This is a genomic window from Bacilli bacterium (assembly GCA_036381315.1).
Classification (GTDB): Bacteria; Bacillota; Bacilli; order Paenibacillales; family KCTC-25726; genus DASVDB01.
The window spans coordinates 1-10,733 of the sequence record DASVDB010000025.1 but is presented as its reverse complement, the minus strand read 5'-3'; the positions used below and the strand labels follow the sequence as shown (position 1 = coordinate 10,733).

Genomic DNA, 10,733 nt, shown 5'->3' with positions numbered 1-10,733 from the left:
GTTTTGGAGGAACAACCGGAGGCGCGGATATTATCGCGCGGATCGGCAATAAATTGACGGGGAAAAGTATGGGCCAGGTCATTCTGGCGTTCGACGCCACCGTGATTTCCCTATCGCTGTTTTACATTCCGCGGGAAAAAGTGCTGTATACGCTGATCTCCGTATTTATCGCCTCGCGCATCATCGACTTTATCCAGGAGGGGGCGTACGCCGCCAAATCATTTACGATCGTGACCGATTACGCCGAACCGTTAGCCGCCGCCATAACCAAAGAGATGGATCGCGGCGTCACTTTGTTCCCGGCAAAAGGAGCCTATTCGCAAAAAGCGAAAGAAGTCATCTACTGTGTCGTTTATCGCCATGAAACGCGCCGGCTGCGCAGTCTTGTCAGGCGTATGGACCCGAAAGCGTTTATGATTATCAGCGATGTTCACGATGTGCTGGGCGAAGGGTTTAAAAGCGAATAGTTGTATAGGGCCGACCGTACTTGAATTTTTTCCATCCGACAAAAGCAAGCACGGAAACGATCAACACGCCGATTGCGAGCGTCCACGCAAGCGGATGCCGCGCTTGCGCGGCGTGCAGGAACGCCTGGCGGTCTTCGCCGGCAAACAGCGCGGCGAATGTTTCCCGCAAGCGGTCGTTCATCTCGGACAGTTTGCGCATATCCGGATTTGACCTATTCAATTCACTATCCACAAAAACAAGGATGGAATCGATTTGATAGACCGGCAGCTTATAACCGGAAATGATCGCGGCCGGGCGAATCGCGGAAAATCGCGCCCGCAAAGCGGCAAAGTTCGTTTTATAAGCGGCGGCATTGCTATTTTTGGCAGCTTGCTCCATTTCCTGCAAATTGCCGGCGAACGAATTGGCAAACCCAAACCACATGGGGCGCTTTCGATGCGTCAACGCATCGGTGGCCAACCGAAGCCTACCCGCCGCGGCCAGGCTTTCCTGCCGCGAAATCCGCGCGGCCGTAAATATTTTTTTGGCGTCCCACCAGGCGGCGGTGAGCGTTTTTAGCCCTTCCGCATCGGTCAGCCCCGTGAATTGGATTTTCGTTAAAAGTTCTCCATAAGCGTCCAACTGCTGTAAAGCTTCCGGATATGAGCCCGCTTTGGCCGCGTCGAGCGCATTTTCCGCGGCTGTCTCCAATCGGGCAAGCAGCGCGCTTTGTGCAGACGGTTTGGCATCTGCCGGCGATACGGGCAACAACAATAGCAGAAACGCGCCCAGTATGAGTATCTTTACGAAAAAAACATTCCTGTCAGTAGCCCGAAACATGTAGGACATCCCCCCACCATCATCTTATGGGAGGATGTCCCTGTTTAGACCTCTTGCGCCGCAAAACTTCTCGCGGCTAACTGAGCCGCAAGCTTTCCCTGTCCCGGCGTTTGGCCGTCGCGAGAGCGGCACATCCGATTGCAACAACGCTCAAGAGTACCGTAAACGCGCAAATTTGCGGCAGATCATCATGCAGCTCATCAGGAAGCCAGGGGTAAATGCCCAACGTATAATCGAATGTGTCATTTGCCAGCGTCCATACGGCCGCAGCCAAAACATGCCCCCAGCGTATCGGAAAGAAGCGCGCATACAGCAGCGCTTCCACCGCCATAGCCAAATGCGATCCCATCAGCATCCAATGTTCCCACACAAGCGGCTCGCCCTGTACAGCCCCCGCAACTATCATCGCAACGGCCCAAACTCCATACTTGACCGAGGTCACGACCGCAAGGGCTGCGATTACCCCCATCACCGCCAGACATACAGACGATCTTGCCCCGGATGGCCGACCGCGCTTAGCAAGCAAGAAAGCGATGGACACGGTAAAAAACAAACTGGCGGTAGGACTGTCGGGTACAAACGGCAGCAGCCAAAGCGGTTGGGTTTCAGCCGTAAACTTCAACTGCTCCCAATACCATACATAACCGTACACGGTTCCGAGCAAATTTGTCCAGAACAGAAACCAAAGCGGGACAGCGGAAGTTAAAAAGGGGCGTCCCAAATAAAAAGCAATCATGCCTCTCACCATTGTCTACCTCATATAACCCAATACAACCCGGCCTCTCGACAGACCGGGTTGCAAAAAGGTTCGTGTTTATTCGGCTTTCTTTTGCTTGGACAACCAATCCGCCAACGCATTCATATCGTCGTCGGTCAATCCGCCCTGGGCTTTGCTTGCATCCCACATGCCCGGCGGCATTTGTCCTCTGCCGTCCTTCATGATTTTGATGATCTCATCCTTGCTCAAACTGTCCCCTACGCCCAAAAGCGCCGGAACAGCCGGCGGGCTGCCTTTCAAATCCGTACCATGGCAAGAAACGCAAGTCGCTTTTTTGTAAATATCAGCGGCTTTGTTGTTCGGGTCTACAATTGCCGGCAATTCGACCTTTTGTCCCGGTTTGGGCATCGGCTTGCCTGCCTTCAAATCGATTTCGCGTTGGATATGCTCCGGAATCTGACCGTTTGCTTTCAGTTCTTCCTGATAGTGCGCCCATGCGGCCTGCGTCAAATAAACGACCGCGGCAATCGAAACGAGCATAAAGGTCGAGGCCAACGGGCGCTTAAACCATTGGCGATGCGGGCCTCTGTCCAGAAACGGCGCCAGGAACAATGCGCCGAAAGCGACGGCCGGAACGATCAACGTGCCGAAAATTTTGAAATGCTCGGACATGTAAGGATATTTCAGCAATTGGTACAAAAACAGAAAATACCAGTCCGGCATCGGAATAAAAGCCGTATTGGTCGGATCGGCGGGATAACCGAGCGGAGCGGGCTCCGTCATGATCAACACCATAAACCCGATCATCACGGTAGCGCCGATCATCCATTCCTTCAACAAAAAGTTGGGGACGAGCGGCTCTGTTTTACCGGGATATTCCGTATAATCCGGCGGTATGTTCGGCATTCTGTTTTTTACGATGCGGGAATCTCCAACATAGACAACTTTTTCATTTCCATGATGCGAATGCATATCTCTAAGTGCCACAACATGACCCTCCTCTCGACAAGACAGATTATAGCGGACCGGCGATGCCTTGCTTGCGGATCATGTAAAAATGCCCGCCAAGCAGCATCAACAACAGCCCCGGCAAGAAAAATACATGCAAAGCGAAGAAACGGGTTAACGTCGTGGCGCCGACTATATCGCCGCCTTGCAGGAATTCTTTAATGTACCCGCCAATCCAGGGAACGGAAGAGGCAATTTGAATGCCGACATTCGTCGCGAAATACGCCTTGTTGTCCCAGGGAAGCAAGTAGCCGGTAAAGCCAAGGCCCAACATGACAAAAAACATGGACATCCCGACTACCCAGTTCATTTCGCGCGGATGTTTGTACGCGCCGGTGAAAAATACCCGCAGCGTATGCAGAAACATCATGACGATGACAAGGCTTGCCCCCCAGTGGTGCATGCCGCGCACAATATCGCCGAAGGCCACTTTATGCTGCAAATAGTCAACACTGGCATAAGCGTTAATAATATCGGGAGCGTAATACATCGTCAAAAACATTCCCGAAAGAATCTGGATCATCGTGATAAAGAACGTTAAACCGCCGAAGCAGTAAACAAACGCGGAAAAGTGATGCGCGGGATTGACGTGTTCCGGCACTTCATGATCGGCAACGTCACGCCACATCGGCGTAATGTCAAGCCGCTCGTCAATCCAGTTGTATATTGACTTAAACATGTGTTCGGCTAACCTCCTTGCCTATACCCTGGAATTAGGAATGACCGGTCCCAAATATACGTATCCGTTATCGATTTTCACTTGATACTCGTCCAACGGCGCAGGCGCGACGACCAGGTTTTTCCCGTCTTTTGTATAGTGAGCGCCATGACACGGGCAGACAAACTGATTGGGAGACGTGTCCGGCTCCGTATTCCAGTTTACAGTACAGCCAAGATGTTTGCATATCGGCGACAAAGCGTAAATTTTCCCTTCGTCGTCTTTAATGATCCAGGCTTCAAAATCGGGATCACTTTCATACCAGCCATCGACTTGATGCTTTTTAAATTTGAACGATTTGGGCGTGCTTGTAATCTGGCTTGCTTCCACAACTTTAACAAAATCGCCCTTACCTTTAGGCTGCAGCAGCGGATCCACCGAAAAACGAAGCATATAAGAGATTGGTAAACCCAACATGAAGCCTCCCGTACCACCGAGCGTGTAATTCAGAAACTGTCTGCGGGACATTTCTTTGCGGCGAACAGGTTTATCCTGTGATGATTGCGTATTCTTGTTCAATTCTTCGCTCATACGATTCTACCCCCTTTGCAACCTTATGTATCGCACAAGAACATTATAATAATAGCTTACGTAATGGGGAGCGTCAAGAATGGAACAAATGATGGTTGCGCCGTATGGAACGGTGTCGGGCAAATGTTTCGAAATTGTCACAATTTGTTCAAAATGAGCTGATCGATCGCTCATGCGTCCTGGCCGTTTGCCCATAACGATTTTATGGCGTCACCGATCTCGCCCTGGGAAATTTGCGGTTTATCCTTCACCCAAAGAAAAGTCAGATCGGCGCTTGCCGGCAGCGTAGCGGGTTCGATGTCCACCGCCGCGACAATGATAAAGCGAAACTGCTCCTGTTTCAGGTTTTTGCAGATATGGTCAATATATTCGGTAGTGTTTCCTCCTTCCGGCAAATAATGCAGTGCCGGATAAATCATCACCCTGCCTTTGAATGGAATTTCCACCGCATCGATCAACTGCTGCAGTTTCCTGAGGCGTTCCGTCGCCTGCCAGGGCGGTTCGAAGCCGGTAAGTCCGCTAACCGGCAGCAGGCATGTATCGACAAACGGCTTTAATTCGGGCCATTTTTCTTTTTCCATCGCGCTGAACTTCATTGCCTTCACCCTTTTCCTTCCCAAGCGGTTTCCCGAAACGTAATCTAGTGTAACACAGATTACGCCCACGAAAAAACCGGCTCGCGAATGCGCGCGGTGCGCCGCTTGCCGGTTTTTATCGCAGCGTTTTAAGTTCTTTAGCCAATCTGTAAAAAGTCGTCTTATCCCCAGTCTGCAGCGCCCTGTCGATTTCCTTTTGCAAGCGCTGCTCTTTAAATTTCCGCAGTGCGTCGTCAAGAATCATTTCGGCTATCACGCTCAGCGTTGCGGAGTTCAATGCATCCATTTTTTCCATCGGATCACTCTCCAACCGAGTGGATTTACATTTTTTGATCCGCATTGATGCCGGAACAAAATTCGCGCGCTTTCCGCACATAATTTTCTGCAGCTTGACGCATGTAGCGCAAATCATTTTCCGTCAATTCGCGGACAACTTTTGCCGGTGAACCCAAAGCAAGCGTATACGGAGGTATTTTCGTATGTTCTGTTACTAATGATCCCGCTCCTATTAAAGCATATTCGCCAATTATGGCGCCGCTCAGTACAATCGCCCCCATGCCGATCAATGTACCTTTGCCTATTTGGCACGCGTGGATAACCGCCCCGTGGCCCACCGTCACTTCCTCCGCGACCACCAAAGGCTGGCCGGCATTTACATGCCCGATACCGCCATCCTGAATATTGGTTTTGTTTCCGATTATGATTGGCGCCAAATCGCCGCGCAGAACGGCATTAAACCATACACTGGCCTGTTCTCCGATGCTGACATCGCCGATTATTTGCGCGCCGGCAGCGATATATGCGGTCTTATCAATCCGCGGGGCTTTTCCGGAAAAGGCGTGGATCATCTGCTCATCATCCTGTCGGGAAAATTTGGGTAGATTGTATCAGGTGGTCATCCCGCTGTCAACAGGCAATTCCGGCAGGACGATTTTGTCTTCTTCGGCGACGTAAGTTCCGCGCAACAGTTCCGTTCCAAGCGGCGTAACCTGGACAAGCTGCGCGCCGTCCTCCGTTTCGCCGATTCTGACAACTCCGAGATGCAACAGCATTTGCAAGATGCGCTCCTGAAAAATATTTTCCGGCGAATCGTAATAAAACGGCTTGATGAGCGGACACAGCAACCGGGAAAGCGAAGGCGCATGCACCCAACGTTTGGCCAAAAGCCCCACCCACTGCGTCAACGACGGCAAATTGGGAATGGCCCCTTTATATAAGCGGAGCCAAAAACGGTAAATTTGCCGCATATCTTCGCGGCGCGCTTGCACAACCGCCGCCGCTCCGGCTTCCGTCACAACCAGATTTTGCTCCGTTTCCGCAATCAGACTATGATAATGACAATAGTCGTAGATCAGCGAAAACCGGTTGGGATAATCGCGAAAACGCCTTCCGTAACCGAAGCGCCACCCTCCTTTTCCGAGCGGCTGATCGGCAACCGTCAAGCGTTCCAGCAGTTGCTGCAGCATCCGTTTATACATGACGCCGTCGGCTGTTAGCGGAGGCTCGTGATGGTAGACAAACTTCAAAAAGACTAATATATCGTCCGCAATCAGACTTTCTTCGTCGCGATAAAACGGCGGCGTAGTCGAATAGGAAAGCCGCGAGGCAAAATAATCCGCAAGCGTGTCGCGAAACCTTGTCTTGACGTCGCGGGGAACTTGCAGCAAGTATTTCGTCTTTTGCGAGCAGCCGTTGAACAGCCAGCCGCGATATTTAAATTTCGCGATCGTTTCCCGCGGATTCGCCAGTTCCTTGCGCTCGTTGTCGTATACGGCCGCTTTGGCCCGCGCCAACAAGTCTTCCAGGCTGAAACTTTCCCTGCGGTCAAACAAAAGCGAGTTGACAAAGCGCAAATCTTCCTCACTTAATTCCCGGACCACTTGTTCGAACACGTCTTTGCGGTTTATGGTCATCAGAATCGACTGGATTAACTCGTTTTTGGAATGGCCGCTGCATTCACACGCATAATGTCTGGCAATCGCGTTTAACTGCCGAATATCCGCGTAGCTCAACATCTCGGCCAAATTCAACCGCCACACCCCCAAAAATAGCAAGCTTGCCTGATAGCATGCATTAACCATTATGGGCGGCGAAGGAAAAAATATTCATAGGTTCGATCTATTTTTTGAGGTGCTGAACACAATTAAAAGTTTTGCACGCCCAGCGCCCGTCCGATCGTTCCAGCACCGTCAGCGAGGTATTATGGATCACGCCTATCTCCTGTTCCGGAAGCAAATCCGCCAACACTTGGCGAATCAGCGAGCCGTGCGAAACAAACAGGATTCGGCCGACTGTAAGCCGTTCCGTATAATCGCGGATCGCGACGATTCCCCGCGCCCGCACCGCTTCATCACTTTCGATCCGATGGTCGAAGTCGCGCCAATGTTCTCCCCAGACTTTTTCTCTTTCCGCCAACGTCGTTCCTTCTATGTCCCCGTAGTATCGTTCCCTGAGCCGCCGATCGGAATAAACACGGGAAATGCCGCAGGCTGCGGCAATCGTTTCGGCTGTTGTCATTGCCCTGGTCAGATCGCTTGCGACAATGGCATCCCACGGATCTTGCCGCAAATACTCCGCCAACGCTTTCGCTTGCCGGATCCCATTTTCATTCAGGGCGATATCCTTTTGCCCTTGAATCCGTTTTTCCGCATTCCAGTCCGTTTCGCCGTGGCGAATTAACCCGATTACCATGTTTATCCATCCTCTCCAGCCAATTCGTTAAAAAAGCCCCGCCGGCTATGGCGGAGCTTGGCTTGCGCTTCCATTAATTTCGTATGCGGGACAGCCAATTCATCGTGAGCAGCGTAAAAATCATGCCAAAGATGGAAAAGCCCAGAAAATAATGCGGACGATCCGGCGGTTCCAGCTTGATGACTGCCGGCGCGGATATGCTTGCCACCGGCACGCCGTCCAAAATGACGGATTTGGCTTTAATCGAATGTCCGTCCTGAATCGTGTCGACGGGAAACATTTCCGCCAGGCTTTGGCCGCCCGCGTTTTCCGACGGATTGGCGCCAGAAACCATAGCATAGAAAATGCTTAAGATAAACATCGCCATAAAAAAGGAAACAAGCGCGGTCAAAATACGCCGCATCCTGTAGGAAATGCGGTACGTTCGATCCGGTATCGGAATGCGCCACGATTCGTCGGCATAAATGCGATTCATCACGGTTTGCGCGACGTTTGCCGGTTCCGGCCGGGCCAATGGAACGATTTCGCTTTTGATCATTTGGGCGGCTTCCTGCCAAATCTGAAATTCTTCGGAACATGCCCGGCATTCGGCCACGTGCTTGTCTACAGCGGCACGGACGGGGTCGTCTTCAGGAAGATCCCAATATTCGGCGAACAGTTCCTGAATCTCTCGACAAATCATCTGTGATTCATCCCCTTGACATCTTCGATTAACGGCTCTGCCATATAAGATTCAAGCTGCATTTTGACGCTCGCTCTCGCTCTGAACAACAAGGATTTAACGGCGCTGACAGTCTGTCCGAGAATATTGGCGATCTCCTGGTAATCCAATTGCTCGTATTCGCGCAAAATCAGCGCGGAACGCTGTTTTTCCGGCAAATTTTTGATTGCTTCCCTCACCTTTTCCACTTTTTCCGATCGTAAAAGCGATTGTTCCGGAGCAGATTCATATGAGGACTGCGGAGTAATTCCGCTCTCTTCCAGGGAGACGTTGTTGGCCTTTTGCTTGCGCAGTTCGCTGAGCACCGTATTTCTTGCAATGGTATACAGCCAGGTGGAGAATGCGGCTTCGACCTCGCGAAACGATTGCAGGCTGCGAAAAGCCTTGTAAAACGTTTCGGAGCAAAGGTCTTCCGCCATTACCTCCAAATGGGAATTTTTCAGCATATGATACACGAATGCAAGAATTTTTCGCTCATATCGGACCATAAGTTCTGCATAGAGTTGAACATTGCCGTCTTTAATTTCGCGAATAATTTGGGAATCGGTCAACATGAGCGACCCTCCTTAAGTCGAAGGTTCACCCCCGCTTCCCGTGATACAATGTTTTACTTCGTCGGGAGTGAAAAGTTGCGCTTAATTTCAATATACATGTTATATAACGTGCTTGCATCCAAATAAGTTCTTTATTCAATCAAAAATATCCTTCTAAATTCGGCAATAATCTTTAATATTCCATGCAGCAAATCCTCTCTCAGGTATTATATGGCCAATTAAATAGAAAAAGAAATGAGCCGCTGCAACAGGAAACGCTTAAACGCGGTTTCCCCATTGCAAGCGGCTCTTATTTTTCGCGTCATTATAACGATTTTTTCTTGCTGCGGCTGTAAATGTCCACCCAGACTGCCAGCACCAGAATCGAACCTTTTACAATCAATTGCCAAAACGCGTCCAGGTTCATCAAGCTCATGCCGTTATCGAGGCTGGCCATTACGAGCGCCCCGATCAGCGCGCCGCCGATTGTGCCGACGCCCCCCATCAAGCTGGTGCCGCCAATGACGCAAGCGGCTATCGCGTCCAATTCGTACATTTCCCCGGCGCTCTGGGTGGCCGCATTTAATCTCGCTGTCAAAATCAAACCGGAAATGGCGCACAGCGTGCCCATCAGCACAAAAATCATCATCAACCGGCGCTTGATATGAATTCCGGACAGTTTGGCGGCGTCGGGATTGCCCCCGATCGCATAAATATGACGGCCAAACACCGTTTTGCGCGCAATGAAGGTAAAGATGATGGCCAATACGATGACAAGAATAGCCGGGAACGGAATGCCCCGATACTGGTTCATTACGTATACGAAGCCCAAAATAAACGCGGCGTACAAAACAATTTTGGCGATTGTCAAAAATACGGGTTCAACCGAAAAACCGTATTTGGCTCGTGAAAGTCTGCGTCTTATTTGAAATATGACAACAGCCGCCACCGCAATGACTCCCAACAGCAGTCCGATCGACGGCAAAATATAAGCTTGCCCGATAAACCGAAGACCCGGGGATAGCGGCGAAACAGTCATACTGCCTGTAATTCCGTTTAACGCTCCCCGAAACACCAGCATCCCGCCCAGTGTGACGATAAACGCCGGCACCGCAAGATAGGCGACTATCCAACCGGCAAAAAGTCCGATCAAAGCGCCGAACGCCAGTGTAATCAAAATAACCGTTACCGGATCCAGACCATGCCACACGTTTAAAATGGCGGCTATTCCGCCCGTCAAACCGACAAGCGAGCCGACCGACAAATCGATTTGACCGGCTACGATAATGAGCACCATGCCGATAGCCAAAATAGAAGTGACGGACATTTGCAAAAACAGGTTTGAAAGATTCCGTGGCGTCAGGAAAGTGGGACTGAGCAAGGCAAACAGGAGCCAAATCCCTACCAGGGCCAAAATCATCGTGTACGCCCGGATATCCATCCTGAACCATTCGAGTTTGCGTTTTTTGGTTGTCTTGTTCACGGCTAGCGCATTTTGCAGACTCATTATTTTCTCCCTCCTGTTGCGGCAATCATGATTTTTTCCTGGGTTGCTTCCTGCCGGGAAAATTCACCGGTAAACCGGCCTTCCGACAGCACCAGAATACGATGGCTCATCCCCAAAATTTCGGGCAGCTCCGAGGAAATCATAATGATGGCCACACCCTTTTGCACAAGTTCATTCATGATCGTGTAAATTTCAAACTTGGCTCCGACGTCAATGCCCCGAGTCGGCTCATCCAATATCAAAACTTTGGGGTTTGTTATCAACCACTTGCCAAGAACTACTTTTTGCTGATTGCCGCCGCTTAACGTTCCGGCAATCGTTTCCACCGAATTCGCCTTGATTTTCAATGAATCAATGTAGGTCTGGCCGCTGACAATTTCTTTATTATGGTCAATCACCGAATGGGTGGAGACATCTTCCAGA

The 10,733-nt window shown here is 50.7% G+C and carries 15 protein-coding genes; 1 reads left to right on the top strand and 14 read right to left on the bottom strand.

Annotation, left to right across the window (positions count from 1 at the left end; all coding sequences use genetic code 11):
* The coding region (locus tag VF260_01890) for a YitT family protein (GenBank protein HEX7055934.1) at positions 1-467 on the top strand (467 nt) is incomplete at its 5' end.
* On the opposite strand, the gene VF260_01885 is transcribed toward VF260_01890, so the two are convergent.
* From VF260_01885 to VF260_01820, 14 genes are all read right to left on the bottom strand, one after another.
* Positions 454-1,287: a sporulation protein YpjB gene (locus VF260_01885; GenBank protein HEX7055933.1), complete on the bottom strand. Its 834-nt coding sequence runs from the start codon at positions 1,285-1,287 to the stop codon at positions 454-456. The genes VF260_01890 and VF260_01885 overlap by 14 nt on opposite strands.
* Before the next feature lie 76 nt (positions 1,288-1,363).
* The gene (locus VF260_01880; protein ID HEX7055932.1) at positions 1,364-2,035 is read right to left on the bottom strand and encodes a DUF1405 domain-containing protein; all 672 of its coding nucleotides are present in this window, start codon (positions 2,033-2,035) and stop codon (positions 1,364-1,366) included.
* Positions 2,036-2,101: 66 nt separating this feature from the next.
* Positions 2,102-2,977: a c-type cytochrome gene (locus VF260_01875; protein HEX7055931.1), complete on the bottom strand. Its 876-nt coding sequence runs from the start codon at positions 2,975-2,977 to the stop codon at positions 2,102-2,104.
* A gap of 43 nt (positions 2,978-3,020) precedes the next feature.
* On the bottom strand, positions 3,021-3,692 hold the full coding sequence (locus VF260_01870) for a cytochrome b6 (protein HEX7055930.1): 672 nt from the start codon (positions 3,690-3,692) through the stop codon (positions 3,021-3,023).
* 21 nt (positions 3,693-3,713) lie between these two features.
* On the bottom strand, positions 3,714-4,262 hold the full coding sequence (locus VF260_01865) for a ubiquinol-cytochrome c reductase iron-sulfur subunit (protein ID HEX7055929.1): 549 nt from the start codon (positions 4,260-4,262) through the stop codon (positions 3,714-3,716).
* A gap of 170 nt (positions 4,263-4,432) precedes the next feature.
* On the bottom strand, positions 4,433-4,858 hold the full coding sequence (locus VF260_01860; protein HEX7055928.1) for a DUF2487 family protein: 426 nt from the start codon (positions 4,856-4,858) through the stop codon (positions 4,433-4,435).
* A gap of 115 nt (positions 4,859-4,973) precedes the next feature.
* Positions 4,974-5,153 carry an IDEAL domain-containing protein gene (locus VF260_01855; protein HEX7055927.1) on the bottom strand — a complete coding sequence of 60 codons (180 nt, stop codon included), beginning with the start codon at positions 5,151-5,153 and terminating at the stop codon, positions 4,974-4,976.
* A 25-nt stretch (positions 5,154-5,178) separates the two neighbouring features.
* Positions 5,179-5,706 (bottom strand): gamma carbonic anhydrase family protein, encoded by a 528-nt coding sequence (locus VF260_01850; GenBank protein ID HEX7055926.1) that lies wholly within the window; start codon positions 5,704-5,706, stop codon positions 5,179-5,181.
* 39 nt (positions 5,707-5,745) lie between these two features.
* Positions 5,746-6,888, bottom strand: coding sequence for a hypothetical protein (locus VF260_01845; GenBank protein HEX7055925.1), 1,143 nt, complete (start codon positions 6,886-6,888; stop codon positions 5,746-5,748).
* Positions 6,889-6,976: 88 nt separating this feature from the next.
* Positions 6,977-7,549 (bottom strand): histidine phosphatase family protein, encoded by a 573-nt coding sequence (locus VF260_01840; GenBank protein HEX7055924.1) that lies wholly within the window; start codon positions 7,547-7,549, stop codon positions 6,977-6,979.
* Between the two features lie 73 nt (positions 7,550-7,622).
* The gene (locus VF260_01835) at positions 7,623-8,231 is read right to left on the bottom strand and encodes a zf-HC2 domain-containing protein (GenBank protein ID HEX7055923.1); all 609 of its coding nucleotides are present in this window, start codon (positions 8,229-8,231) and stop codon (positions 7,623-7,625) included.
* On the bottom strand, positions 8,228-8,821 hold the full coding sequence (locus VF260_01830; GenBank protein ID HEX7055922.1) for a sigma-70 family RNA polymerase sigma factor: 594 nt from the start codon (positions 8,819-8,821) through the stop codon (positions 8,228-8,230). The genes VF260_01835 and VF260_01830 overlap by 4 nt, the downstream gene beginning before the upstream one ends.
* Before the next feature lie 307 nt (positions 8,822-9,128).
* Positions 9,129-10,310 carry a sugar ABC transporter permease gene (locus VF260_01825; protein ID HEX7055921.1) on the bottom strand — a complete coding sequence of 394 codons (1,182 nt, stop codon included), beginning with the start codon at positions 10,308-10,310 and terminating at the stop codon, positions 9,129-9,131.
* Positions 10,310-10,733: ATP-binding cassette domain-containing protein (locus tag VF260_01820; protein ID HEX7055920.1), on the bottom strand; the 424-nt coding region annotated here is incomplete at its 5' end. The genes VF260_01825 and VF260_01820, both read right to left, overlap by 1 nt.

What these genes read in the sequence shown, in the direction of transcription:
- VF260_01885 (HEX7055933.1), bottom strand. Translation starts at nt 1,287, where the DNA reads ATGTTTCGGGCTACTGACAGGAATGTTTTTTTCGTAAAGATACTCATA.
- VF260_01880 (HEX7055932.1), bottom strand. Translation starts at nt 2,035, where the DNA reads ATGGTGAGAGGCATGATTGCTTTTTATTTGGGACGCCCCTTTTTAACT.
- VF260_01875 (HEX7055931.1), bottom strand. Translation starts at nt 2,977, where the DNA reads ATGCATTCGCATCATGGAAATGAAAAAGTTGTCTATGTTGGAGATTCC.
- VF260_01870 (HEX7055930.1), bottom strand. Translation starts at nt 3,692, where the DNA reads ATGTTTAAGTCAATATACAACTGGATTGACGAGCGGCTTGACATTACG.
- VF260_01865 (HEX7055929.1), bottom strand. Translation starts at nt 4,262, where the DNA reads ATGAGCGAAGAATTGAACAAGAATACGCAATCATCACAGGATAAACCT.
- VF260_01860 (HEX7055928.1), bottom strand. Translation starts at nt 4,858, where the DNA reads ATGAAGTTCAGCGCGATGGAAAAAGAAAAATGGCCCGAATTAAAGCCG.
- VF260_01855 (HEX7055927.1), bottom strand. Translation starts at nt 5,153, where the DNA reads ATGGAAAAAATGGATGCATTGAACTCCGCAACGCTGAGCGTGATAGCC.
- VF260_01850 (HEX7055926.1), bottom strand. Translation starts at nt 5,706, where the DNA reads ATGATCCACGCCTTTTCCGGAAAAGCCCCGCGGATTGATAAGACCGCA.
- VF260_01840 (HEX7055924.1), bottom strand. Translation starts at nt 7,549, where the DNA reads ATGGTAATCGGGTTAATTCGCCACGGCGAAACGGACTGGAATGCGGAA.
- VF260_01835 (HEX7055923.1), bottom strand. Translation starts at nt 8,231, where the DNA reads ATGATTTGTCGAGAGATTCAGGAACTGTTCGCCGAATATTGGGATCTT.
- VF260_01825 (HEX7055921.1), bottom strand. Translation starts at nt 10,310, where the DNA reads ATGAGTCTGCAAAATGCGCTAGCCGTGAACAAGACAACCAAAAAACGC.